Origin of the sequence: Sphingobacterium zeae, from assembly GCF_030818895.1 — a bacterium.
In the GTDB taxonomy this organism is placed as follows: Bacteria; Bacteroidota; Bacteroidia; order Sphingobacteriales; family Sphingobacteriaceae; genus Sphingobacterium; species Sphingobacterium zeae.
In genome coordinates this window covers 2,617,081-2,643,759 of the sequence record NZ_JAUTBA010000001.1, presented here as the reverse complement: position 1 = coordinate 2,643,759, position 26,679 = coordinate 2,617,081, and the positions used below count along the sequence as shown (strand labels likewise).

General features: G+C 41.2%; 21 protein-coding genes, 1 pseudogene and 1 riboswitch. Of the genes and pseudogenes, 13 read left to right on the top strand and 9 right to left on the bottom strand.

Going from position 1 to position 26,679, the window contains the following annotated elements; translation table 11 throughout:
* The first annotated feature begins 8 nt into the window (after positions 1-8).
* The 5 genes from QE382_RS11015 (at position 9) to QE382_RS10995 (ending at position 8,508) form a co-directional block, all read left to right on the top strand.
* Complete coding sequence (locus QE382_RS11015; protein ID WP_307185927.1) at positions 9-1,760, top strand: RagB/SusD family nutrient uptake outer membrane protein; 1,752 nt, start codon at positions 9-11, stop codon at positions 1,758-1,760.
* A 180-nt stretch (positions 1,761-1,940) separates the two neighbouring features.
* Positions 1,941-2,969 (top strand): LacI family DNA-binding transcriptional regulator, encoded by a 1,029-nt coding sequence (locus QE382_RS11010; protein ID WP_307185926.1) that lies wholly within the window; start codon positions 1,941-1,943, stop codon positions 2,967-2,969.
* A 147-nt stretch (positions 2,970-3,116) separates the two neighbouring features.
* Positions 3,117-5,405: an FAD-dependent oxidoreductase gene (locus QE382_RS11005; protein WP_307185925.1), complete on the top strand. Its 2,289-nt coding sequence runs from the start codon at positions 3,117-3,119 to the stop codon at positions 5,403-5,405.
* A gap of 20 nt (positions 5,406-5,425) precedes the next feature.
* Positions 5,426-7,108, top strand: a complete 1,683-nt coding sequence (locus tag QE382_RS11000; RefSeq protein ID WP_307185924.1) for a sodium:solute symporter family protein — start codon at positions 5,426-5,428, stop codon at positions 7,106-7,108.
* Positions 7,105-8,508 (top strand): sialate O-acetylesterase, encoded by a 1,404-nt coding sequence (locus QE382_RS10995; protein WP_307185923.1) that lies wholly within the window; start codon positions 7,105-7,107, stop codon positions 8,506-8,508. The genes QE382_RS11000 and QE382_RS10995 overlap by 4 nt, the downstream gene beginning before the upstream one ends.
* Before the next feature lie 46 nt (positions 8,509-8,554).
* On the opposite strand, the gene QE382_RS10990 is transcribed toward QE382_RS10995, so the two are convergent.
* From QE382_RS10990 to QE382_RS10975, 4 genes are all read right to left on the bottom strand, one after another.
* Positions 8,555-9,709 (bottom strand): glycoside hydrolase family 88/105 protein, encoded by a 1,155-nt coding sequence (locus tag QE382_RS10990; protein ID WP_307185922.1) that lies wholly within the window; start codon positions 9,707-9,709, stop codon positions 8,555-8,557.
* A gap of 258 nt (positions 9,710-9,967) precedes the next feature.
* Positions 9,968-10,153 (bottom strand): hypothetical protein, encoded by a 186-nt coding sequence (locus QE382_RS10985; protein ID WP_209574231.1) that lies wholly within the window; start codon positions 10,151-10,153, stop codon positions 9,968-9,970.
* Between the two features lie 41 nt (positions 10,154-10,194).
* The gene (ligD, locus tag QE382_RS10980; protein WP_307185921.1) at positions 10,195-12,894 is read right to left on the bottom strand and encodes a DNA ligase D; all 2,700 of its coding nucleotides are present in this window, start codon (positions 12,892-12,894) and stop codon (positions 10,195-10,197) included.
* A gap of 33 nt (positions 12,895-12,927) precedes the next feature.
* Positions 12,928-13,119 carry a DUF3606 domain-containing protein gene (locus tag QE382_RS10975; protein ID WP_293953719.1) on the bottom strand — a complete coding sequence of 64 codons (192 nt, stop codon included), beginning with the start codon at positions 13,117-13,119 and terminating at the stop codon, positions 12,928-12,930.
* Positions 13,120-13,465: 346 nt separating this feature from the next.
* Between QE382_RS10975 and QE382_RS10970 the strand changes: the two genes are divergently transcribed.
* Both QE382_RS10970 and QE382_RS10965 read left to right on the top strand, forming a co-directional pair.
* Positions 13,466-14,230, top strand: coding sequence for a helix-turn-helix domain-containing protein (locus tag QE382_RS10970; RefSeq protein WP_307185920.1), 765 nt, complete (start codon positions 13,466-13,468; stop codon positions 14,228-14,230).
* Between the two features lie 25 nt (positions 14,231-14,255).
* A complete protein-coding gene (locus QE382_RS10965; RefSeq protein ID WP_307185919.1) occupies positions 14,256-14,636 on the top strand; it encodes a VOC family protein in 381 nt (126 codons plus the stop codon).
* 321 nt (positions 14,637-14,957) lie between these two features.
* Here the strand turns inward: QE382_RS10965 and QE382_RS10960 are convergent, their stop codons facing one another.
* Positions 14,958-15,911, bottom strand: coding sequence for a fasciclin domain-containing protein (locus tag QE382_RS10960; RefSeq protein ID WP_307185918.1), 954 nt, complete (start codon positions 15,909-15,911; stop codon positions 14,958-14,960).
* 374 nt (positions 15,912-16,285) lie between these two features.
* Here QE382_RS10960 and QE382_RS10955 point away from each other — a divergent pair, with 374 nt between their 5' ends.
* On the top strand, positions 16,286-17,167 hold the full coding sequence (locus tag QE382_RS10955; protein WP_307185917.1) for a DJ-1/PfpI family protein: 882 nt from the start codon (positions 16,286-16,288) through the stop codon (positions 17,165-17,167).
* A gap of 82 nt (positions 17,168-17,249) precedes the next feature.
* On the opposite strand, the gene QE382_RS10950 is transcribed toward QE382_RS10955, so the two are convergent.
* From QE382_RS10950 to QE382_RS10935, 4 genes and pseudogenes are all read right to left on the bottom strand, one after another.
* Positions 17,250-18,020 carry a TspO-related membrane protein gene (locus QE382_RS10950; RefSeq protein ID WP_307185916.1) on the bottom strand — a complete coding sequence of 257 codons (771 nt, stop codon included), beginning with the start codon at positions 18,018-18,020 and terminating at the stop codon, positions 17,250-17,252.
* Positions 18,021-18,099: 79 nt separating this feature from the next.
* Positions 18,100-18,570, bottom strand: a complete 471-nt coding sequence (locus QE382_RS10945) for an SRPBCC family protein (RefSeq protein ID WP_307185915.1) — start codon at positions 18,568-18,570, stop codon at positions 18,100-18,102.
* Between the two features lie 196 nt (positions 18,571-18,766).
* Positions 18,767-19,414 (bottom strand): annotated as a pseudogene (locus QE382_RS10940) (CatA-like O-acetyltransferase).
* Between the two features lie 279 nt (positions 19,415-19,693).
* A complete protein-coding gene (locus tag QE382_RS10935) occupies positions 19,694-22,297 on the bottom strand; it encodes an alpha-L-rhamnosidase (RefSeq protein WP_307185914.1) in 2,604 nt (867 codons plus the stop codon).
* A 191-nt stretch (positions 22,298-22,488) separates the two neighbouring features.
* A riboswitch (TPP riboswitch) is annotated at positions 22,489-22,584 on the top strand.
* A gap of 59 nt (positions 22,585-22,643) precedes the next feature.
* On the opposite strand from QE382_RS10935, the gene thiS reads away from it, so the two are divergent.
* The 5 genes from thiS to QE382_RS10910 are packed head-to-tail and all read left to right on the top strand — an operon-like array spanning position 22,644 to position 26,669.
* On the top strand, positions 22,644-22,850 hold the full coding sequence (gene thiS, locus QE382_RS10930) for a sulfur carrier protein ThiS (protein WP_307185913.1): 207 nt from the start codon (positions 22,644-22,646) through the stop codon (positions 22,848-22,850).
* Positions 22,851-22,895: 45 nt separating this feature from the next.
* Positions 22,896-24,710, top strand: coding sequence for a phosphomethylpyrimidine synthase ThiC (thiC, locus tag QE382_RS10925; RefSeq protein ID WP_307185912.1), 1,815 nt, complete (start codon positions 22,896-22,898; stop codon positions 24,708-24,710).
* Positions 24,707-25,324, top strand: a complete 618-nt coding sequence (locus QE382_RS10920; RefSeq protein WP_307185911.1) for a thiamine phosphate synthase — start codon at positions 24,707-24,709, stop codon at positions 25,322-25,324. Before thiC ends, QE382_RS10920 begins: the two co-directional genes overlap by 4 nt.
* Positions 25,270-25,902: a thiamine phosphate synthase gene (thiE, locus tag QE382_RS10915; protein WP_307185910.1), complete on the top strand. Its 633-nt coding sequence runs from the start codon at positions 25,270-25,272 to the stop codon at positions 25,900-25,902. Before QE382_RS10920 ends, thiE begins: the two co-directional genes overlap by 55 nt.
* The gene (locus QE382_RS10910) at positions 25,899-26,669 is read left to right on the top strand and encodes a thiazole synthase (protein WP_294185060.1); all 771 of its coding nucleotides are present in this window, start codon (positions 25,899-25,901) and stop codon (positions 26,667-26,669) included. The genes thiE and QE382_RS10910 overlap by 4 nt, the downstream gene beginning before the upstream one ends.
* Positions 26,670-26,679: the final 10 nt, after the last annotated feature.

Sequence of the window (26,679 nt, the reverse complement as noted above, 5' to 3'; positions counted from 1 at the left end):
GCACAATCATGAAAATATTTATATTTCTAATTGCATTGACAAGCACCATATACTCTTGTCAAAACTCCAAATTTTTGGATGATAAAACTGTAGGCATTTCTGCTGAGGATGTCTTTACCGACAGCGTTCGGACACTTGGTTTTTTGAATAGGATCTATCAGGATATGGGCTATAGCTTTGATTCCTATCGTTTCTCGGCCGCTGGTGGCTCCGGCAACATGGAATTGGCTACGGATAATGCAGAAGGTAATAATAATGTCTCGGTCTGGGGAAATGCTTATGCACAAGGTGTAATAGCCCCCAGCAATGTACTCACGGGCTTTGCTGCGAACAAAGATCTGTGGAACACACCCTACACTAATATTCGACGTGTAAATTTACTGCTGGCAAAGCTTCCAAATGCGCCATTTACGCCTGCTACCCGGACAAGGATGGTTGCAGAAGCACGATTCCTACGCGCCTTCTATTATTACAATATGGTTGCCGCATTTGGCGGTATACCTCTTGTTGGTGATCGTGTGTTTGAAATCAATGATCTGATTGACCTTCCACGTAATACGTTTGATGAATCCATCAATTATATTGTACAAGAATTAGATGCCGCCGCAGCGACTCTCGCGTCCGTGGTCTACAGAGATATCGACTTTGGCCGGATTACCAATGGAGCCTGCCTGGCTTTAAAATCACGCGTACTGCTCTACGCAGCAAGCCCACTCTTCAACGGTGGACTAAGTAGCGAGGCAACGGCCGAACTTAGTGCCCTAGTGGGATACCCAAACTATGACAAAAACCGCTGGCAAAATGCCGCAACTGCTGCTGAAGCGGTAATTAGTAGTCACAAATATGCGCTCAATGTAGATAACGAGACTCGCCCCGGCAACGGTTTTTATCAAGTATTCCTCAAACGAATAAACAGTGAATATATCCTCGCCTACAATCGCACAACACAGAAAGAGCTGGAGGCCTATTACTTACCTCCCACCCGTTCAGGCAGCTCAGTGATGAAACCAACGCACAATCTAGTCGCTGCATTTCCCATGAGAGATGGTAAACCAACGGACGAAAGCCCGCTTTATGATCCCAACAACCCTTATACAAATCGGGATCCGCGATTCGACTATTCCATTATTTATAATGGATTATCCTATGTATCCAACACCGGTCCAAAGACTACAATCTATACGTATATGAGCAACGGCTCGAATCCTGCCAACCCCACAAACGATGCCTATACACCCAACAATTACTCCACCGGCTATTACAGCAGAAAAATGCTGGACGAAAATCTAGCCACCAATACGGCAGGTTCTACCGAACGCGGATGGCCCCTGATTCGCTATGCAGAAATTTTACTCAATTATGCTGAAGCGATCAACGAAGCTGGATTCCCGGAAAGAGCTTATGACAAGCTGAAAGAATTACGTCAAAGAGCAGGAATTTTCCCGGGTTCTGACCGCATGTATGGTTTGAAGGTAGGGATGAATGTCGAGCAGATGCGCATAGTCATTCAAAATGAAAGACGCATCGAACTGGCTTTTGAAGATCATCGCTTTAATGATATCCGGCGCTGGATGATCGCAGAAAATGTGCTCAAGGGCTTTAACAAAACAATAATTATCACACGCAATGGTAATACCTTTAGCTACTTAGTGGGGTCAGCTTTACGACCGCTAAACTTTAGGAAAGCAATGTACCTCCTGCCAATTCCATTAAGTGAAATTCAAAAAATGCCACTGATGAGACAAAATCCCGGTTATTAAGAACGAGTTAACCAATCTACTGCAGTAAAGGTGCAAATGTCGCTATATGCACCTTTACTGCAATAAAATCGCCGGAAAACAGACAGGACGCCAACGCTAAAAATTAAAAAGTGTTCACTTTATCATAAACATATCTTATTTTTAAACGCTCATTATAAATCGAGACCAACGCTTATTGCTATGAAAAGTGATCAGATAACCATTGTTGATATTGCCAACGAACTAAATATTTCTAAATCCACCGTATCCCGTGCCCTTACCGGCCATGCCAATGTAAAGGCAGAAACGCGTCAAAAAATCCTGGAACTGGCTGAGAAATTAGATTATCAACGCAATATGCAATCGCTAAGCCTCATCACTAACAAGACCAACACGATCGGTATTGTCTTACCTGAATTCTCTACCTCTTTTTTTCCGCAAGTTGTCGTTGGTGCACAAGAAGAAGCCAGCAAACATGGCTATTCAGTACTGATATCGCAATGCAATGAAAGCTATGCCACCGAAGTCGCCAATGCTAAAGTCATGTTGGCCAATCGTGTAGATGGAGTAATGGTCTCACTGACAAAGGAAACACTGAATTATGATCACTGGAAAGTATTTATTCGAAAGAAAATTCCCATTGTATTCTTCAATAGAGTCTGTAATGAAATTATGGTGCCCAAGGTCGTGGTCAATGATTACGATGCCGCGTTCCATGCAGTAGAGCACCTCATCAGCTTGGGAAGGCGCAGAATAGCACACTTAGCAGGTCCGAGGCAACTCAGTATTAGTCAAAAAAGACTTAATGGATATTGTGATGCTTTAACCAAACACGGCATTCCGATCGATCAGGATTTAATTATTGACTCAGACCTCAGCTTAAATAAAATCAAGATGTTTGTTAAATTTCTTGTGGAACTCGAAAATCCCATAGATGGTATTTTCGCTGTAAATGATCCCACTGCAATAGAGGCTATGCAGATAATTAAAAAAATGAATAAACGTATCCCTGAAGATATTGCTGTGGTCGGATTCAGTGACAACTATGGTTCAAGCTTCGCCGAACCTAGTCTCACTACAGTCGCACAGCCAGTACGGGAGATAGGCAAGACAGCGATGGAACTCCTATTGGGGTTAATTGGAAAAGATATGGAAGAATGGAAGCCAATCATCCGCACGATGGAAGCTAAACTTATGGTACGTGATTCTACTGTACGATCAGGAGCGTAATTCCCAAAAACAGCAACGAACACGGGAGCGTTCCCAAATTTAGGGAGCGTTCCCATGGAAATTTAACAGCAAAGTGCACCAGCTCCTACACTCAGAATGGATAAATTTGGTCTTAACGAATGATAGCACTTAATTCCAGTTATATCCATGATTACTAGTAACACGCAAGAAAAGAGAAATCTAAAACATATCCAATACGATAGCGATCTGATCGTGACAGGTGGAGGGATGTCGGGCATCTGCACCGCCATTACTGCTGCGCGTCAAGGTTTAAACGTAATCTTGATACAAGATAGACCCGTTTTGGGTGGCAATGCCTCCAGCGAAGTTCGCCTTTGGATGTTAGGAGCCACCTCACATATGGGAAACAATAATCGATGGTCCAGAGAAGGTGGCGTAATCGACGAAATTCTGGTCGAAAACACCTATCGCAATCCACAAGGAAACCCAATCATCTTGGATATGATCCTGATGGATAAAGTAAATCAGGAAAAAAACATTCGTCTCTTTTTGAATACAGCTGTATACCATGTAGAAAAATCTGCTGCAGACCACATAGAAAGTGTACGTGCTTTCTGTAGCCAGAATTCGACCCTATACACCTTCCATTCACCCTTATTCTGCGATGCATCTGGAGATGGTATAGTCGGTTTTCTCGCAGGAGCTGCATTCCGTATGGGCGCTGAAGGTAGAGAGGAATTTGGTGAAGGTATGGCGCCAAGTAAGGAATATGGCGAGTTATTGGGCCATTCTTTATATTTCTATACCAAGGATACGGGGATCCCTGTTTCTTTTATCCCTCCTGCCTTCGCTCTTAAAGAAATCAGTCAAATCCCCCGATTTAAACAGTTTAAAGCGAACGAACATGGCTGTAAACTATGGTGGGTGGAGTATGGCGGGCGTTTGGATACTGTACATGATACGGAAACCATTAAATGGGAACTATGGAAAATCATCTATGGAGTATGGAATTATATCAAAAACTCCGGAAATTTTCCGGAATCCGAAACACTCACCTTGGAATGGGTAGGAATGATACCTGGAAAACGTGAGAGTAGGCGTTTTGAAGGAGACTATATGATGATACAACAGGACCTCGTCGAACAGCGTCAGCATCCAGATGCAGTTGCATATGGCGGCTGGTCCATCGACTTACATCCCGCCGACGGCGTATATAGTGAACTACCAGGCTGTAACCAATGGCATAGCAAGGGAATATTCGATATCCCCTATAGAAGCCTATATAGTAAAAATATTCGCAATCTACTTCTGACAGGACGTCTAATCAGTGTAAGCCATGTGGCGTTTGGAGCTACGCGAGTGATGGCAACCTGTGCTTATGTCGGTCAAGCTGTAGGGATGGCAGCAGCTCTCTGCAAAGAACTCCAGGTTTTACCACGGCAACTGACCTTAGACAACCATATGAAACAGCTTCAACAACGTTTAATGGCAGAGGGTCAGCATATTCCATCTTTGGTCTTACACGAAGAGCATGATCTGGCACTGCAGGCGCAAATCAGTACTTCCAGTGAATTACCGTTTACCGGTTTTGGTGACGTCTGTTTATGGAAGCCGCTGACGATACCATCAGCGCAGCTGCTCCCCATGAAAAAAGGAAAACTTCCGGTTTTTCAACTAGCCCTGCAAGTACTTCAAGATACCGTCTTGGAGGCATCGATACGGATATCGGAGAAAGCTGGAAATTTCACTCCAGACATTACCCTCGCAACGCGCACAATTCCCCTGACCAAGGGAACGACTTCCATCGACCTTAATTTTGATACGCCATTAGCATCTGATGGATATGTCTTTCTGACTTTCCAATCTAACCCTAACATACAATTGGGTTATACAGATCAACGCGTAACAGGCGTCATGTCCGTATTTAACTCTTTTAACAAAGCTGTGTCCAACAATGGAAAGCAAATACCAATTACCAGTGTTGGTGTAGACGAATTTGAATTCTGGTGCCCACAGCGCAGACCCGATGGACAAAATATAGCTGTAACCTTTAAACAGCAACTAGATACTTTTGCAAGTAAGCAACTGAAAAATGGGGTTAATAGACCTGTAACGACTACAAATGCTTGGGTTGCAAATCCTAAAGATAAAACACCTACCGTTGTGCTCGATTGGGACACTCCGCAGGAAATCGCTCGCATTGACCTGTGGTTTGACACCGACTTTGACCATGCCATGGAATCAGTATTAATGAGTCACCCAGAAAACATAATGCCTTTCTGTGTGCGCGCATATACCATTAAAGATTCCTCAGGTAAGATTATATATTCAACATCTGATAACTTTAGGACATTAAACCGGATTACCTTCACCGAACCGATACGCACTGAACGTCTTAGTATACAAATGATGCACCCCTCAGATCATGTGCCGGCATCGCTATTTGATATTCGTTGCTTCGAAAAAAATAAATGATCTTTTAAAAGAACTATAGAATGATACAGTTAGACTATATCGTGATGGGCATTTTTAGCCTATTGATTTTTGCTATTGGGCTCACTTTTACACGGGTAGGAAGTAAGACTGGACAAGCTTTTTTTGAAGCAGGAGGCGAAACCCCCTGGTGGATCAATGGACTGTCTCTTTTCATAAGTTATTTTTCCGCAGGTACATTTGTAGTCTGGGGATCGATCGCTTACCGAAATGGACTAATCGCAAATGCCATTCAACTGACGATGGCTATTAGCGGTCTGCTTGTTACCCTTTTTATCGCTTCAAGATGGAAAAAAACAGGTGTGGCAACTGCCGCAGAATATATTGGAAAACGCTTTGGTCAGAAGGAAAAGCAGTTTTATACCTATATGACTTTGCTTTTAAGCTTATTCACTACCGCCGCAGTTCTTTATCCCGTAGGAAAGATGGTTCACGTCGCGGCCGATTTACCTGTAAATCTGTGTATTGTGATCATTGGACTTATTATCATCTTGTATACCGCTGCGGGTGGGTTATGGGCCGTCTTGGTAACGGATGTGGTACAATTCGTTATATTATCAGCTGCAGTAGTCATCGTGATTCCAATTGCTTTCAGTGAAATTGGTGGCTTTCAAACTTTGGTCCGCGAGGCTCCCAAAGATTTTTTCAAACCTTTTAACGAAGAATATACTATAGGCTTCATGCTGGCTTTTATTGTATACCAGACATTTTATCTTGGCGGAAATTGGTCCTATGTACAACGCTATACCAGTGTGGGGTCGGCAAAAGAGTCAAAAAAAGTGTCGGGTATTTTTAGCATCTTATACTTTATCTGTCCACTGATTTGGATGCTTCCGCCGATGATCTATCGCATTATCAATCCTAATCTGGCCGGACTCGAGGTGGAAGACGCCTATATGATGCTTATCCAAAAGGTGATGCCTGCAGGACTTATCGGTTTGGTTTTGGCAGGGATGGTATCGGCGACATCGAGTAAAGCGAACACCACAATAAATATGGCTGCAACAGTGTTTGCCCAAGATATATATAAAAACTTAATCAGGCCCGAAGCTTCTGAAAAATCAGTTATTACCGTAGCAAGATTATTTACATTAATCTTTGGCATAGGTACTATCCTAATTGCTATGTGGATACCATCTGCCGGAGGGATCGTCAATGTAGTACTGAGCACGGCATCCATCGCGGGCGGTGCCCTCTTCGCTCCCATAATATGGAGCTTATTCTCAAAAAGACAAACCGGATTTTCCGTCGTATGTGCCACGATCGTTTCATTGCTTGTCAATCTATTTTTAAAAACAATTGCGCCAGGCGCCTTGGGATTGAAACTAAATTTAACGATGGAAACTACATTCGGCATGGGCATCCCAATCCTTATATTAACTGCTTTTGAATGGTACTATCTTTCAACGGGTCAAGTGGCGCAACATGTCCTGGTCCCTATGTCAGTGAATGATAACAAGTGCATTCCCCAAAACTTCGATATACGAAATGCCGACACCGAACAGCAGAATCGATTTGGAATTAGGGTTATTGCCGCTTCAATGGCAGTAGTCGGGATCGGAATCGTGATTCTTGGAGCATTAACTACACAGTTCTCGTACATGGTCATGGCTGTAGGATTGGTAGTATTAATCATTGCCGGATGCATAGCAACACTTACACGGAATAAAAAGTTCAACACATGAAATATATCCTCGCATTCACATTCAGCTTATTCGTCTATCAACTCAGCTTCGCAGCGTTAACCATACCACATTTTTTTGCAGATAATATGGTACTGCAGCAATCAAGTCAGGTCAAGATCTGGGGGAAGAGCACATCAAAAAAGGAAATACAGGTGAAAACATCGTGGGATGGTAAGAGCTATAAAACAGCTAAAGATCAAGATGGAAATTGGTCGCTATGGATAGAAACTCCACAAGCCGGTGGGCCTTATAACATACAAATACAGCAGGAAGAGAAAATTACATTGCACGATGTTTTGATCGGTGAGGTTTGGATATGCTCCGGTCAGTCCAATATGGACATGCCCATGAAGGGCTATTACGGCCAACCTATTCGCCATGCAGCAGAATTGCTGTTAGCTTCACCCAATGACCAGATTCGCCTCTTTCGAATAGAAAGAGCGCATGCCGAAAATGCAGCGTTTGATGTAAACGGAAATTGGTCTGTAGCAAATGCGGCGTCGGTAGCTAATTTTAGTGCGGTGGGCTACCAATTTGCAAAGTACCTCCAGCAGCACCTTCATGTGCCTATAGGCATTATTCAAACCACTTGGGGTGGCTCACCAATTGAAGCGTGGATGAAGCCATCGCTTGTAGAAAGATCACTAAGACAACAAAAATTACCCAACAGAGCGATCGGAAAACAAGTCCATCAACAGCCGGGCAATCTTTATCATGCGATGATCTGTCCACTAATCGGATTTCGAATTGCAGGTGTAATTTGGTACCAAGGCGAACAAAATCGATATAATTATTACGATTATAACATTTTACAAACCAATATGATCCGTGATTGGAGAAAAAGTTGGGATATCGGAGAATGGCCTTTCTACTATGTAGAGATCGCCCCAATGCAATATGCCAAAGGACAAGGAGCTTTATTACCACGCCTTCGTGAAATGCAACTCAAAACGCAAGACAGCTTGTCCAATGCGGGTATGGTTACTACAATAGATGGAGGTGAAATGCATAACATTCATCCAGCCAACAAAACAGTTGTTGCACAACGATTGGCAAGCTGGGCATTGGGTAGCCATTATCAAAAAAAAGGAATCGCTTACCAAACGCCAACGTTGGATAAAATCGTCATCCTCCATGATACAGTACTTGTTTCATTGAAGCATTGTCCCTTAGGCATCACAAGCTATGGCAAATCATTAACCCAATTTGAACTCGCTGGCACGGATCAAATCTTTCATCCAGCAACAGCCGTACTGCAAAATGACCGTATTGCCGTCACGTCAACTGCGGTAAAAACGCCCGTAGCGGTGCGCTATGCTTTTCATGACTGGTGTTTTGGAGAACTTTATTCTACTGAAGGTATTCCTGTAGCATCTTTTCGCTCGGATGATTGGCCGTAGACCTCGCCACGACCAATTTTCCTACCTACCTATTGCCTACAATTATTTATTTTTCCGTAGCGCTACTTTTTTCTGCGAGTTTCAAAACCTCATTACCAGCCAAAAGAAATGCGCCCACGCCGTAAATTTCGGTATCATCGTAGTTTACTTCGCCTGGAGCCTCGCCTACTTGCTGTACATAGCCCAGCTTTCCATTGGGATGAACCGCATCAACGAGTGCATTCCATCCGTTCCATACGACAGTCTCATAATCTTTTGAAGGAATTAATTTATTGTTTATTCCCCATGCTATTGCATAGGTAAATAGTGCTGTACCGCTAGTTTCCTTAGCTGGATAGCGCTCAGGATCCAAAAGGCTCGTCCGCCAATAACCGTCATGCTGTTGCAAGGAAGCAATCCGCTGTACCATGTTACGATAGAGGTCTTCCCATCTCGGGCGACTTTTGTAATCTTTTGGCATATCATTCAATACACGAACCAGCCCAGCCAAAACCCAGCCATTTCCTCTAGACCAGAAGACATCTTCACCATTGCTTTCCTTTTTATCAAAATAACTTTGATCTCTATAGAACAGACGCTCTTTGGTATTGTAAAGATAATCTGTCGTCTTCCACCACAAAGTGTCTACCAAATCAAGGTACTGTAGATTGCCCGTCACTTTATAAATTGACGAAAGTGCCGGTGGCCCCATAAATAAGGCATCGCACCAAGCCCACTCTCGAAGTGCAATATTATTTTTCCAGTCCAATGATTCGCTATGGGGACGACTTACCAATGTATCGGCCAACCTGATGAAATCTGCGATGTAATCAATATTTTTATCACGATTATACTTCCAGGTATACAGCTGCCCAACACAATAATTGTCCGCATAATACCGATAGTTGTCCGCATACATTTTCCAATCAAACTGTTCGCCTACAGATTCAAGATATCGGGTATAACGTGCACCACCTGAATGTTTTGTCATCTCTATCAGGCCAGTGAATAAGGTTGCTGAAGTCCATTCACGGCCAGCATGACGTAGCCCCTTATGTTCGATACTGTCCAACTGCCACGAAGCAACCCGATCCAAGTACCAGGTAACATCAAACACTTTTTCTGCTATTCGCACATCCATAGCGCGTATGGGAACCTGAGATGCTGACAGCCCAGGATAAAGCCCTAAGATAGCCAACGCAATAAAACGCCTTATTTTCATGAAATTGTATTTTTTTAAGATTGACCAACGGCAACATGCTATATAATTTACCAACATTAAAGCTGATACCTCAGTTTCATACTTTTTAGTGATTTCAGTCAAGAACATTCAAGTTTAAAATGTCTGAGAAAAAGAACATAGAGACGTCAGTTATCCTAAATTAGATAAAGGCGTGCAGGATTTTACGTACAGGCTAGGATTAAATTTTATGAAACCGTTCCCAATAATTGGGAACGGTTTCATAAAAATGATTTATAATTAGGCCTCATCTTTGGTATTCTTTACAAGGCCTATACCAGCGAAAAAGAAAATTAATCCCAATACACCAATTACGCCTAAAGTAGTATAGGCAGCACTTTTATTGATAAGTTCATATCCGGTATATATTAAACCGACAATACCCAGAACAGTTAATACTGTTCCAAAAAAACGTTTTACGTTCATGATGATTAATTTTAAATTATAGATTACTGAAAATGAAATTGTTATTTAGCAAATTTATCCACTATGCTTTTTAGATCGATACCTTTCCCCAATACTGGTTTAAAGATATCGCCTTCACTTCGCATCCTGTCAATGGCGTTTAGAATATGAAAATCACTTATTTTTAAACCTTTTTTCACTTCCTCCCAGTGTAATGGCATCGATACGGTGGCTCCGGGTTTAGGACGAACGGAATAGGCTGCCGCAATTGTTGCGTGAGGCCTATTCTGCAGAAAATCAAGATACATTTTGCCCCCGCGATCTTTTATGGATCGCTCCAGGCTTGTAAATTTAGGAAGCTCATGATGGACTAGGGTAACGATAACGCGCGCGAACTCTTTGGATTGATCGTAAGAATATTTCCCTCCTAGCGGGATATAGATGTGAAGCCCCGTGGAACCACTGGTTTTACAATAGCTCGATACCCCCATATCATCCAATATGTGCTTTGTGACCTGTGCAGCCTCAATCACCTGATCAAAAGAATTTTTATCCGGATCGAGGTCTATAATACAGAACGATGGGTTGTCAGGCTTCTTCACGGTACTACTCCACGGATTCATTTCTATACAGCCGAGATTTGCCATATAAAGAAGTGTAGCGTCATCCTTTCCAACAAGATAATGGCGGTCTTTTTCATCAGCTTCACTGTGGTAAAGATAAGTTTCGGCCCAGTCTGGTGCCGTATCGGTCACGTTCTTAAAGTAGAAGCCGTCTTCTTCAATTCCGTTGGGAAATCGATTCATACTTTGGGGCCTATCCTTCAAATAAGGCAATATAAACGGTGCTGCCTGATAATAGTAGTTGATCAAGTCTCTTTTTGTTATTCCCTCTTTCGGCCAAAAAACCTTATCCAGATTGGTAAACTTCAAATCATGTTTGTTTACCTTTCTGACCTGAGTCTTATCCGAGGGGTTTAAGAGGCTCTTCCGCTGCCCCTTCACTCTTGGCGAAACGATTTTATCTTCCATATGATCGACCATTTTTTCTGTGGGAGCTTCATCTTCGAGAACAATATTTTTGGCACGTTTGTCTTCTCGCATGCCATTAAACGAGGGATGACGCATAACACCGTCACTGGTTAACTCCGTAAAACTCACCTCGCATACAAGTTCTGGTTTAAGCCATGTCACAGTAGCATGTGGCGGATTTGGTCTAAACCTCGAGGGCTTATTAACGTCGGGTTCTTCAGAGAAAGCTGCCTTAGAAACAATCAGCGGCTTAAATAGTTCCATCATCTCCTTTTGAAGTTTTACATTGAAGCCAGTACCCACTTTGCCGGTATAAATCAATTTTTTCCCCTCATAAACACCGACCAATAAACTACTGAACAATTTACTGGAATCATCATTCAGGGTGAAACCTGCTATGACGACTTCCTGCCTTTTGTTCGCTTTAATTTTTAACCAGTCTTTGGAACGGTTGTGAACATGATATATACTATCCTTCCGCTTTGCCATAATCCCTTCAAGCCCCAATTTCTTGGCCTCTTCCAGAAAATGAATTCCGGAAGTTTCAAAGTGTTCGCTGACCAGAATACTGTTGTTCTTGGGAAGAACTGCTTTTAAAATTGATTTACGCTCAAGCAATGTCATATCCTTCAAATCCTGGCCCTGATACCATAAGATATCAAAAACGTAATAAACGAGATCACCATCCGCTTCACTGCGCCAGTTTTGTAGCGCACCAAAGCTAGCTGTCCCATTTCTATCTAAAACGACCACTTCTCCATCCAAAATGGCGTCTAATTTAAGGGTCTTCAATTGCTCGTAGAGCGGATAGAATTTTTCATTATAGCTTTTATCATTACGGGATTTTAGTTCAACTTCACCCTTATTCATAAAAGCAACAGCCCTGTAGCCATCCCATTTGACTTCATATACCCATTCATCATCATCGAACGGCTTATCCACAAGTGTAGCGAGCATAGGCTCTATATGAGAATAGAACCTCTTTGTGGACGCATTTTTTAATAAGGTTTGAAGATTCTTCTTGTTTTCAGCGCGATCCTTCGGAACAGCTTCCAACTGATCGTTGATTAGTTTGGATGCCTTGTTTTTTGTCGAACGTTTATCCTTTACTGTGCTGTTTTTCTCAATGATATTTTCACCATATACTTTATTGGGAGACCTTTCCATCTGCTGAATAGTTTTACCCGATATCACTGATTTATCGCTTGCAGTAATATCCTTATCGCTAGCATATTGATCCTCCAACTTCATTAAAAGCCAACCATTATCTCCTCTTCCATGAGCCTTAATAAGAGCAAACTCGCCTTTAAGCTTTTTACCGTGAAGCTTAAATTTAAGCTTGCCAGCATGAAGTTGATGTAAGAGATCTTTTTCTTGTTTGGAGATATCCTTAGCACTCCCATCAGCCGGTTCATAGTGTCCCTCATCCCAAACGATAACCGTGCCTCCGCCATATTGTCCTTTAGGGATCGAACCTTCAAAATTTCGATAATCATAGGGATGATCTTCCACCATCACAGCGAGGCGTTTGGTACTTGGATCCAATGATGGACCTTTAGGAACTGCCCAACTTTTCAGAACACCGCCCATTTCAAGACGAAAGTCGTAATGTAGATGTGAGGCATCATGTTTCTGGATTACAAACCTAAGTTCCTTTCCGTTGGGCTTTCCTCCAAATGGTTCTGGGGTGTTCTCCTCGGAACGCTTTTCGCGATATTTAGACAGTCCCATAGCTACTGTATTTAAGTATATTGAAAATAACGTTTATTTTCCGTGCCGTTTCTTCAAATAATCTTCAAGAACTTTTCTTTCATTCGATCCGGTCGCCCGTATAGCGCCAACAACAGCTTGACTGCTCACCCCCATTTTATCCTTGAAATATTGTATTTCGTATTGTTCTGATCCGCTTACTTTGCTTCTGTCGGATTTCCCTTTTTTAGACTTGTTATCTGCCATGGTATTTTGTTTAGCGTTTTTCTTTTAGCGATTGAAAAATCCTAGATTTCAATTCGCGATGCATTTAATTTTGATATAACACAAACGTCAAAGTGAAAAGGTTTTTAAAGAATTGCGTTTAAGGAAACCAGACATCAAATATGACTCGCTATTGCTGACCTAATTGTTTTTTTTTGCATGACTAAAGCTAACTTGGAATGTTACATTCGATTTCAACAGAAAAAGCATTTAATTTGTAAATTGCTGTTGAAAAGATACTAGGTTGTTATCAACACTACGTTTGCTAATAAAAAACGTGTATGCCGATATGACCTTTGCAACATGTTGTTTTGTATGGATTATCAGTATGAATTTATCAAAAAATGCACTGGAATATGCAACTTTAGCCCCGTCTCCACGACTCACTGCAATGGTAGAGAGTATTTGGATGTTGAAAAATCATTCGGATAAGATAGATGAGGGAATTATTATACCTGATGGAAAAATAGATTTATTTCTCCTGATGGAAGAAAACAATAGTTTTCAGATCTTCATATCCGGAGTATGTGATAAACCCATTTTGAAACCTCCCTATCCGAATTCGACGATGTTTGCCATCAGTTTTTATCCGTTGGCCGCTGAGTATATTTTTAAGCAGCCTTTCGACAAATTAAGAAACCAAACGCTAGTATTACCTAATGATTATTTGGGATTTAGCAAAAATGATCTTTCAGATTTCGGAAACTTTTACACGAAAGCCTGTAAAATATTCGAAAAGCAATTTGAAAACGAGATAGATGTAAGGAAAAAAAAACTATTCGAACATATTTACCGATCAAAAGGGGAAACGACAGTAGAAGAATTGTCTAATAAGGTTATTTGGAGCAGCAGGCAGATGAACCGTTATTTCCACCACTGGTTTGGGATTCCATTAAAATCTTACATCAATATTATTCGTTTTTCCAATTCTCTAAAACAATTGAAATTGGGAATATTTTATCCGGAGCTCAATTATGTGGACCAATCCCATTTCATTCGACAGGTAAAGAAATTCTCAGGTGTAAAACCAACGATACTCAATAAAAATGAAAACGACCGATTTATCCAATTGAGTGTATTAGCCGATCGCTAACTTTGTCTGAAAATCAAACAAATCAATGAGTATTAATCATATCAATCTTGTCGTAAAAGATGTCGATAAAGCCGTTAATTTATTGACTGATAATTTCAAGTTCAATTTAGTGGTCAACCGCAATAGTAAAATGGCGGTACTAAGGGATAATAATAATTTTGTAGTTGTGATTTGGGGACAAGAGTTGAACAATGAGAAAGATCTACCACAATATCCTAAGAATTTCCATATCGGGTTTTATCAAGACGACGAAATTGCAGTCCAGAACATTTTTGAACTTTTAAAAGACAACGAAGAACTAAAAATTGAGTCAGCGCCCAAAAAAATCAGAAAAACATTCGGATTTTATTGCTATTTTGAGAATCTAATGATTGAAATTAGTGTAAATCCTTTCAATTATGAATAGACTACTTATAAAGTATACACAGTGACCGCTAAATTCTGATCCGTTGAGCATTGCTATTCACCAAATTTCTTATAAATAGCCTCCAGTCGGATTGTATATGTATTCGGTTTTCCAATAAATTATTCCTTAAGAATCACAACTCTATAAATGTATCGAATTCTATTTTTTAGCAATAGCCGATCTAAAAAAGATCGGGTTCTGATTTCATTCCAGAGAATTCCCAACACAATCGAATCAAGAAGGACAGCTTGCATATAAAATGGTTTGGCCGCAAAGAATGAAATTCTCTGCGGCCAAACTAGCATCTAGCATAACGCTAAATTAAGGAAGAAGAACTTGATCAATGACATGGACAACACCGTTTGTTGCCAGCATGTTTACGCCAGTTATTGTGGACTCACTGGTATTACTTTTACCTTTAAGCATTGCCTTTCCAGACAATTTCACAGTGATTTTTTCACCGTTTAAGGTACTTAGCATCTGTCCATCTGAAAGATCAGAAGAGAAAGCCCTAGCTGAAAGAACGTGATAGGTTAGAATCTTCGTAAGCGCTGCGGGATCAGCTTGATTAATTGAAGCTATTGTGGTAAAACCCGCGTTTATAAAAGCCTGATTTGTAGGCGCGAAAACAGTATAGGGCCCTGATCCACTCAACACTTGAGCAACATTTGTAGTTCCTTGACTTGCTCTCAACACCGCAGCAACTAAGAAAGATAGATCACTATTAGCGGTCGCAAGTTCTACAATGTTTTTTGTTGCGGGCATAAGTACATGAGAAATACCATGTATGACACCATTCGTAGCCATCATATCTGGCGCTGTTACTGCCCAGCCATTGACAAATACACCCTTACTATTTTTAGTAACGTAAACATTGCTTCCGTTTGCTGTCTTTACTTCCGCATTTGGACCGGCGGGTACGCTAGAAGCAACTACTTTAGCGGATAATGTATGATACAACAAAACGGATTTCAAGCTTTCTGCAGACATGCTACTAATATCTGCCGAAGTCATCCCTGAGCTTTCGAAAGCAGCATTATTTGGAGCAAATACTGTAAATGGTCCTGTTGAGGAAAGTGTTTCGCCCAGACCAGCCTTTGTCACGGCAGAGGCTAATATGGAATAATCCTTGTTCATGGATACCATCGCAGAGATTGTTCCTGTTGTTTCCATCTGCTTGTCATCGTCTTTACTACATGACACTGTAATCATCGAGAATACCATTAAGGCTGATGCCATACTCGAGAGTCGTTTGATGTTCTTGTTGAATTTCATAATTATAATTTTTTAATCTTTTGATTTACAAACAAGCAAGCGAACAAAATAGTTTAATAATAAACCAAATTAGTTGATGATTTTCAGAAAAAATCAATTTAAAGACATTTAGGACAAAGTATTAGTATTAAATTAAACTAAAAAAGAGCTTTTGTATGTGTTATAGATTGGTGTTGATGTATTTAAAATTCATATCAATTTTTAAACAAAACAGCATGGCCTCAAGATTTGTTATCTTATAAGATCATGCAGATGTGTCATTTTCTCCACAGCGCTGTGTAGGCCGTTTTGGATAGTAATAGAACGATAAGCTGGCAGAAACATATAGTAGCATGAATAAGATTAATTTATACACCATAAACAATACATACATTATGTCATTATTTTCAAAAGATTTGAGCAAAGAGCCAGTATTTGACGGCCTGGGCTATGAGCCTTCTTTTTTTTCCAGAAAAGCAATGGTCACTACAAAAACCGACTATAGTAAGAAAAAATATGATGAAGGCAACAAAGATACAAGAAAAAAAATCCTTGTGCTTTGTACGGAGGAACGTTATATGACCATGAAAAATGGCAAGAAATTTTCTACCGGCAATCATCCCGTTGAAACACTCGTACCTATTCTTCATTTTGATCAAGCCGGATTTGACGTGGATTTCTATACGCCAACCGGCGGCACTGTAAAATTTGAGATGTGGGCAATGCCTTATGAAGACGAACATATTGGTAAAATTCTGGAAAAATACAATACACAATTTTCAAACCCACACAGTCTCCAGGATTTTGTAGCAGACACAACCAAATCTTATGTGGACTATGTCGCTGTGTTCATCCCCGGAGGACATGGCGCAATGCTCGGCCTTCCCGAGAATAACGATGTAAAAGAGCTGATTAAATGGGTAATAGCCGAAGATAAATTTATGCTGACAATATGCCATGGGCCCGCAGCTCTCTTATCTGCTGCACAAGGTATTGGTGAGAATGATTTTCCATATAAAGGATATAAAATCAATTCATTTCCTGACGAAATGGATCTCATTCTTCCACAAAGTGGATACCAGCCGGGAGAAATGCCTTGGTTGTATGGGGAGAAACTTAAACAGCTGGGGGTTGAAATCTTAAATAAAAAAATTAGCGGCGATTGTCATGTTGACCGGAAGCTGATTACCGCAGACAGTCCGCTGGCCGCGGACAAATTCGGCAAAATCTGTGTGGAAGAATTGCTTGCTGATGAAAAATATAAGGCAGAAAATTGAAAATTAATAAAACAATCTCAAGCCTCGACCGACAAAACATCGGTCGAGGTCATGCTAACATGCCTTAGTTACCATTTAACTACTAGAATAATAGCTGTTTACGATATCGAATACTATAGACAAACACATTTAGCAGAACAATAATGGCTACGACGATCGCCGCTGCATATACGATGCTATTCGTTCCCTTATTTGCCACTGCAATTGCAATCAAAGCCCAGGCAGATACAAGTCCAAATACGGGCATACGACGTTGCCAAATCATTAGTAAATGAATAATTAGCGCGACTACAAACATGATAATTGTCCATAGCGTTGCAGATAACCCAAACCCGTCCCAACCGATCTTTGTAAGATAGGCCGCAGCGTCGGCAATTAAAGCGACAGAAATCCACCCGGCATACAGATGGAAAGGCAGCTTTAAAAAGACAAGTTTTTTGAGGTTTGATTGAAAAGCAATAGTCCGAGTATTTTCAACTATTCGCAACAACGATACAAACAGCAGGAGCATCAAAAAAATGGTCACAGACGTATAGTCATACAACCAGGTAATCACCCATAAACAATTTGCCAAACAAGAGACCAAAAACCACCACCCTACTTTTAAGATCACCTCTTCCTTTTCTCTTGTCAGTTTTAATAATGGGCCAAAATAGACCACAAACCCTAACAAGCCCAGATATATCAAGCCCCAAATGGAGAAAGCATACCCAGCCGGTGTAAAAAGGTTTTGATACTTAGCTGATATCGTTGCCATCGTTTCTCCGTTAAAAATACCGGTATTGGATAAGTAATTGATAACTACAGTAATGACGAAAACAACTGCATTGACTATTTGGTAGATTTTTTTCATTATATAAGCTGTAAAATAATGTTAATAAGGGCTAATTTAGTAGTTTATAACCGATCGATAAGCGATTAAAGAGTAGCTATCATACCTTTTTATGACGATTAAATAGCTCTTCTAGAATCTCATAACGATAATCAAAAATTTGATTTAATTTCTTTTTGACAAACATACCGTGCGCAACTGTACCCAATATTCCGAAGGGCAATTCATACTCAACAGTATCTTTCATCAACACGCCTTTTTCATTTGGAATAAATTCATGAAAATGATTCCAAAATCGATAAGGCCCCTTTAATTGAAAATCAGTAAAACTCTTATACTTTTCCACTTGCGTTATTTTGGTCTTCCACTTTAACGGAATTCGAAAAATTGGAGATACTAAATAATCGATGACCATACCCTCTACAATTTCTTCGCCATTAAATTCCGAAACAACCACAAAACCCATGTCTTTAGGTGTTATCTGAGCAAGATTCTGTGGAGATGAAAAAAAAGTCCAAGCGCGTGCTATATCGCAAGCTAATTGTTGTTCCCTATATAATGTATATTTCATTTGAATCTAAATTTCAAAATCCAATTTGATGCCCATTGCCAGCATACTATTAAAATAACAATGGGAAGATTATTTGGTTTAAAAATATACTAAATATACAAAAAAAATAAAAAAAAAATTTACAACTAGTAAACGAAGAATACTATTAAACTATATGCGACTGAAATAACCCTATGGGATGTCGAGTTTCGTTCAACTAAAAAGACGCGACGTCCTGAAAAAGTGCCTCAAGCGTATCAATAAACTTAGCAACATGCAGACCATCACATACGGCATGATGTACCTGTATAGCCAATGGCATTAGTGCCTTATCTCCTTCAATCTTTTATTTTCCAATCGTAAATGTTGGTGAAAAATAATTGCTAAAATCTGCAACATTAAGATTGAAACTATCAAAATGAATCCACGGAAGAGCAGAAATATTAAAATGATTTTCTGGCGGTTTTTCAGGAAAAAATAGCTTGCTATCACTGCATTTTTCAAGAACATGCTTGTAATCCTGCAGGAAAGAGGCTAAGTGTTCCTGATATCCTACTGACAACGCCGAAAAAGTTTCTGCTTCTTTATGCAGTATGGTGTAAATAGGGTCAACCCTGTCCCAACAAATTAATTCGCTACCTCTCATTGCCATTTTAAATTCATCATGTTGGTTCACTGCTCTCGAAAGGAGATAAATTATGACAGGATAGAACTTATAATCGCGCATTTTTACAAATTGGACCACCGCCGATATATCGAGCTTAACTGTGAGGCTAAATCCACATTTTACATCCCCACGGTAAATCTCGAAATGCTCTCTTCGCTTCCATTTTGCTGTATCAATTATTTGATATTTTGTATCCATTTTATAAATTATCTAGCTAGTATCCCTGTCCTCGTCATGTTAATAACTTATACAGTCAATTTACCCAACAAACGATACCTTTAAATCTATTCTATTTTTAGTTGCACCTAATGACGACAAGTTTCCAAAAGATGAAAATTTCATTTTGATACGATTGACTCCATTCCCTATAGTGGAAGATGATTTTAAAAAGGTGAAATCGTTACACGTATATCTTCCAAATATAAAATATTTTTATTGGCATCAAACAAATACAATAGGATTGATACCACTAAAATGTTACTTGAGCTCCAATTCAAACCGATGTTTACCAGCCTTTAATGCAATGATATTACCATTGCTTACATTCGTTGGAGGATAAAATGTCGCAGTCGCATTTGGAGGTATCTGAACATCATATACAATCTTATTACCACTTAATTTCCAATGAGATAAAATTTTACCATAGGGTGATTCGTAAGAAATCGATGATTCTTTCAATTCCTGAGGAAAAATAGGCTTCAACAGGATGTTTTTGAATCCAGGTTGTTCGGGATCAGGAAGAATCCCGCCGATAGATTTAAAGAACCAGCCACCAATTTCACCAAACATCATGTGGTTGTCCGAAATATCCCGAGTTGCTTTTAAATCCCAGTTCTCTAGCAATGTAGTCGCCCCATTGACAATCCACCATCCCCAGGACGGATAGGTATCTTGTACCGCAACTTTATACGCGGTCACCCCATACCCATTATCTTTCAATGCATTTAATAAAGCTTTTGCCCCCAATACGCCCACGTCTAAGTGAAAGTTAGCCTCTTCAACTTTCCTATTTAGATTGGCCGCCACCCTCGCTTTCATTTCTTCCGGTACAACTCCCCAATAGAGCGGTACACTCAATTCCGTCTGTGTTCCATTGTTATAAATTCCATTAGAAACATTCAAAAATCTCGCATTAATCGCCTTCTTAATTCTTTTACTAAGTTGATCATACTTTTGATGGTCTGCCGTTTTTCCAAACAACTTTGCCGCTGCAGCCAAAATGGTCGCATCAGCATAGTAATAAACAGATGACGTCAGTTCCAGATTGGACTGAGCCTTAACAGGCACCCAATCTCCGCGTCCAAAAGTGGTAAGTCCAGAAGGGCTGATGCCGTCTACATAATCCACATAGCGTTTAATATTATCGTAGCATTCTTCCAATGCGCGCGGATCACCATAAAACTGATAGATCTGCCAGGGGATAATAGCGATGGTGCTTGTCCAGTCAAGACCATTTGCAGTACCATACCCCCATCCACCCGTTGGAATAATATCTGGTAATACGCCATTCTTTTGTTGCTCGTCACGATGATCGGCCAGCCATTTTTCATAAACTGTAATACCGTCAAAATTATACAGGGCAGTTTCAATCGCGAGGTGACCATCCCCTGTCCAACCATTTTTTTCGCGTTGCGGGCAGTCTGTAGGATAGCCCATCAAATTCGATAAATAGGCATTGTTGGTCGCTTTCCATAGTTTGTTAATCAATTCAGAGGATGTTTTAAGCTGTCCGATAGGTTGAACATCGCTGTGCATAAAATAGGCAGTTACAGCAGAACTATCCAAAGCTATCTCTGTGCTGCTGCTAACCTCGACATAACGAAAGCCTTTATAACCAAATTTAGCCATAAACTCATCATCGCGACCACTTAAAGTTAGTATATCCGTCTGAAATGGTTCAGTTTCCTTATCGCCAAGATAATAAACATCGATATTGGACAGATCAAGACGCCCATCTGCCGACAATCGTTCACCATGCTTGATATGTAGCATAGTCCCTGCAGCTCCTTTGACTTTAATTTTTGTAATTCCAGCCATATTCTGACCCATATCGAAAACATAAGTACGTTGGTCTATCTTTGTCACTGATTTGGGCTTATAGGACTTCACGAGCCGAATCGGTACCATCTGTTGGGAAACGACATGTGCAGATGGCCCATTTCTGTACTGAACAGCCTGCCAAGTTGAATCATCATATTTAGGTTTGTCCCAGCCGGGCATGTCAAGTCGAGCATCGTAATGCTCACCCGTATAAATATTGTTATAGATAATTGGACCGGTAGCTGTTTTCCACTGCTTATCCGAAACGACCGTCTCCCACGTACCGTCTGTATACTCGATTTTAAGCTCCAAACAGAATGTTGGCCGGGCCCGCCACGGGGCTTGATGAAAATTCCAAACCGCCAGTGGCTGGTGATTATACCAGCCATTCCCCAAAACTACGCCAATCGCATTCGCACCTTGTTGTAGTTGTCCGGTAACATCCTCTACCACATACAGTGTTCTTCGATCAAATCGCGTATACATAGGATCAAGACGGTGGTCTCCAATGCGCACGCCATTAATAGAAAGCTCATATAATCCGGCAGCGGCAACATAAGCACGAGCCGATTTTATCCGCTTTTTGATAGTGAATTCAGTCCTAAAATACGGAGCGTTGCGCGCATTGATATCTTTATTGTCACTGATCCATTTTCCTGTCCAAAGATCCTTCCCCATCATTCCAGTCTCGAAAGATGCTATTGCTGAAACGCTGGAAATACCGTCTCGGTCCCATACTTTTACTCTCCAAAAGTATTTTGTCCGCGGCATTAACTCGGTACCATTATAGTGCACCAACATCGCCGAACTTAGCTGCTTTCCACTGTCCCAATGCGCTTTTGCCCCGTGTAACAATTCAAGGGAATCTTGCGCTAAAAGAATCTGATAAGCTTGCTGTAGGGCGCCCTTTCGCCGGTCTTCAAGGCGCCAGCTTAATCTCGGGTGGGATGCGTCAATGCCTAACGGATTGACCAGATGTTCGCATGTCAACTGTACAGCCTTGCAGTTATTCTCGGATTGTGCATAGGCAGTACTTGCCATACACAATAGTATTATCAATAAAATTCTACGCATTAAAGGATATAATTCTTGGTTACTGTTAAATTGTTTTAGCTGATTAAAAAACTAATATATCAAATATTTCGCAAATCGCGACCTGTACTTTCCTGCTGTATATATGAGGCATTTAAATTAAAATTCTTGCAACTTTCACAAAAATAATACTATCTTCGTTTTAACTTTAGGGGTGTCTGCTTGTGCAGGCTGAGATTTTACCCTTAGAACCTGATCCGGATCATACTGGCGTAGGGAAAAGTGAGCTGTCTAACAGGTGCATTGCTGTACCTTCGTGTAGCCATTCCTAAAGTTTAACCAAAAAAATTAAGGAATGGAACTTACAATAAATCATCAAATTCGATCTTTCGACCCCGCTCCTTCTTCACTTGAGGAACTATTGGTTTTGGAATTATCTGGCAAAACCCAAGGTGTTGCTGCTGCCATCAACAACCATGTTATACCTAAGGACGATTGGGCTAAAACAACACTCAAACCTCACGATCAAATCATCTTAATAACCGCATCGCAAGGCGGATAATGATTAAAAAAAATCACCCTAATCATTCACTTCAATTCAGAAAAAATGACAGCTGAAACAATTACGCAATCCCCTTTTCCCAATTCAAAAAAAATTTTTGTACCTGGAACACTATTTCCTATTCAAGTGGCTATGCGCCAAATTTCTTTAAGTCCAACCAAATTAAGCAATGGACAAGTAGAAATTAATCCCCCTATTACAATCTACGACACCTCTGGTCCATATACCGATGAGAATTTTCAGATCGATATCCGAAAAGGTCTCCCCCGGCTTCGCGAACAATGGATATTGAATCGCCAGGATGTCATACAGCTGGCGGGCATCAGCTCTGAATATGGACAAAAACGCCTTTCTGATCCAACGTTGGATGAACTCCGATTTGCCTATAGTCATAAACCAAAAGTAGCCTCTGCCGGGAGTAATGTCACCCAGTTACATTATGCAAAGCAAGGTATCATTACGCCTGAAATGGAGTACGTAGCTATCCGTGAAAATCAACGTATCGAGCAGCTAGTAGCCACCACACCCGGAATGGATCATCAGCATACAGGCCAAAACTTTGGTGCCAGAACCCCTAGAAAAACGATTACTCCCGAGTTTGTCCGCGAAGAGATCGCTGCCGGGAGAGCGATCATTCCCAATAACATCAATCACCCTGAAAGTGAACCCATGATTATCGGGCGCAACTTTCTTGTTAAAATTAATGCCAATATTGGCAATAGCGCTGTAAGTTCAAGTATAGAGGAAGAAGTTGAGAAAGCGGTATGGGCCTGTCGTTGGGGAGCCGACACGATCATGGATCTATCCACCGGTAAAAATATCCATGAAACCCGCGAGTGGATCATCCGCAATTCACCAGTTCCAATCGGTACCGTTCCAATCTATCAGGCATTAGAAAAAGTAAAAGGTGTGGCCGAAGACCTTACTTGGGAGATTTTTAAAGACACTTTGATCGAACAGGCGGAACAAGGTGTTTCATACTTTACTATACACGCCGGTGTATTGCTTCGCTACATTCATCTTACAGCAACACGAGTAACTGGTATCGTCTCAAGGGGTGGTTCTATCATGGCCAAATGGTGTCTTTTTCACCACAAAGAAAACTTTCTCTATACCCATTTTGAGGAGATTTGTGAGATCATGAAACGATATGATGTTGCTTTTTCACTTGGCGATGGTCTCCGTCCAGGAGCTATTGCGGACGCCAACGATGCGGCTCAATTTGCTGAGCTCGAAACACTGGGCGAACTCACCAAGATCGCCTGGAAACACGATGTTCAGGTAATGATAGAGGGCCCCGGCCACGTGCCCATGCAACTGATCAAAGAAAATATGGACAAACAACTGGAATGTTGTAATGAAGCCCCATTTTATACCTTAGGCCCGCTTACTACCGATATCGCTCCGGGGTATGACCATATTACTTCGGCGATTGGAGCTGCAATGATCGGTTGGTACGGTTGTGCCATGCTTTGTTATGTTACCCCAAAAGAACATCTCGGATTACCAAATAAAAAAGATGTTAAAGATGGTGTCATCACGTACAAACTAGCCGCACATGCTGCTGATTTGGCCAAAGGACACCCTGGAGCGCAGTATCGTGACAATGCTTTAAGTAAAGCGAGATTTGAATTTAGATGGGAAGATCAATTCAATCTTTCCCTAGATCCGGATACCGCTCGTGAGTATCATGACGAAACCTTGCCTGCAGATGCAGCTAAAGTAGCTCATTTCTGTTCCATGTGTGGCCCCAAATTTTGCTCCATGAAGATTACCCAGGAAATACGGGATAGTGCAGCGCAGGGTATGCTTGAAAAATCGCAAGAATTTATCGCACAGGGTAAAGAACTCTATTTATGATCATTGCACTAACACCAGAAGAGACCATACATGCTGAAAAAGCGGCTATCCATACCCTTCTTGAGAAGGGGCTCGATATCCTGCACTTACGCAAATATCATTTTACAGACTTACAAATGGCAAGATATGTAGAATCAATAGATCCTGCATATCTTGAAAAGTTGGTTCTTCATTCTCATCCCCACCTATCGGCGGAACTCGGGATCACACGCATTCATAGAAATGAATGGAGCAGACAGCATAGCCCCTCCAATCAGATGAACGCTACAATTATTTGCTCAACATCTGTACATGATATTGCGGCATTCAACAAACTGGATGAATGCTGGGCTTATGCTTTTCTCAGTCCGATATTTCCAAGTATTTCGAAAAAAGAATACGGAAGGTATAATGCCCAACTGAATCAGCTTCCAAAACGCGTTAATTTTACTGTTCGTCTGATAGCACTTGGCGGAATAAACCAAGCTAACTGTCTCCTCCCGTTGCAGGAAGGGGCAGACGGAATAGCCTTGTACGGCGCTTTATGGCAGCATCCCGACCCAATTCAAAATTTCATTGCATGTCAACAAAAACTATGGAAAAACTTCAATACATATCACAAGGACAAACATTAGCAGCACAAAAAGATAATATTTTAAAGGCCCTTGATGCTGGTGTCAAATGGATACAAGTGAGATGGAAGGGAGCTCACCAAGCGTATGTTTACAGATTGGCAGAACAGGTCAAAAACGTGTGTTTGCGATATGGTGCCACCTGTATCATTAATGATCATCCTGCGTTTGCAGCGGCTATCGATGCTGACGGCGTACATCTCGGACTGGAGGATGGCAGTATAGCGGCTGCAAGGAAGCTATTGGGGCCCGGAAAAATAATCGGCGGTACTGCAAATAGCTTTGCCAATGTAAAGCAAAGAATAAGTGAACATTGTGACTATATCGGGCTCGGGCCATTCAACTATACCACAACAAAACAAAAACTAAGTCCCCTACTGGGGATTACAGGATATGAAAACATCATCCAACAAGTCCGCCGAGAAGGCCTAACCCCTATTCCAATATTTGCAATTGGCGGTATAAGTCAACTTGAAGATATCCAACGTCTATTAGAAATTGGCGTCTACGGTGTAGCACTCTCGCGAATCGTAACCAAGACTCCAAACATTGTTTCATCCATCAATAAAATTTTACTATGAGCAACCTACATATAGCCGATCGCGTATTTGAATCCAGATTATTTCTCGGTACGGGCAAATTCGGTAATCTCACGGAAATGAGCGATGCCATTGTGGCTTCGGCCTCCCAATTGGTCACCGTTGCCCTCAAACGAATCGACCAGACCAGCTCAGACGACAGTCTCATCAGTGCGCTCGATCTGGCGGCAATCCATTTGCTTCCCAATACTTCGGGAGCACGAACTGCTGAAGAAGCTGTGCTCGCAGCTCAACTTGCTCGCGAAGCACTGGAAACAAACTGGGTGAAATTGGAAATTCATCCCGATCCCCGCTATCTACTTCCTGACCCCATTGAAACCTTACGCGCAACTGAATCGTTGGCCAAATTGGGATTCGTCGTCATGCCCTATATCCATGCAGATCCAGTGCTTTGCAAAAGATTGGAAAATGCAGGCACAGCTGTCGTTATGCCTTTAGGTGCCCCAATTGGGAGTAATAAGGGACTTCGTACCATGGATTTTCTTGAAATTATCATCGAACAAAGTAATGTACCCGTTGTTGTAGACGCTGGCATCGGAGCGCCTTCCGATGCTGCCAAAGCCATGGAAATCGGAGCGGATGCAGTCTTGGTCAATACGGCAATTGCAGTCTCAAATAATCCGATACGTATGGCCGAAGCATTCAAAGAGGCTGTTATCGCCGGACGAAAGGCTTATGAGGCCGGTTTAGGAAAGGTCGGCGCACAAGCCATCGCTTCGAGCCCCTTAACTTCATTTTTATTTGATTGATAATTCACTT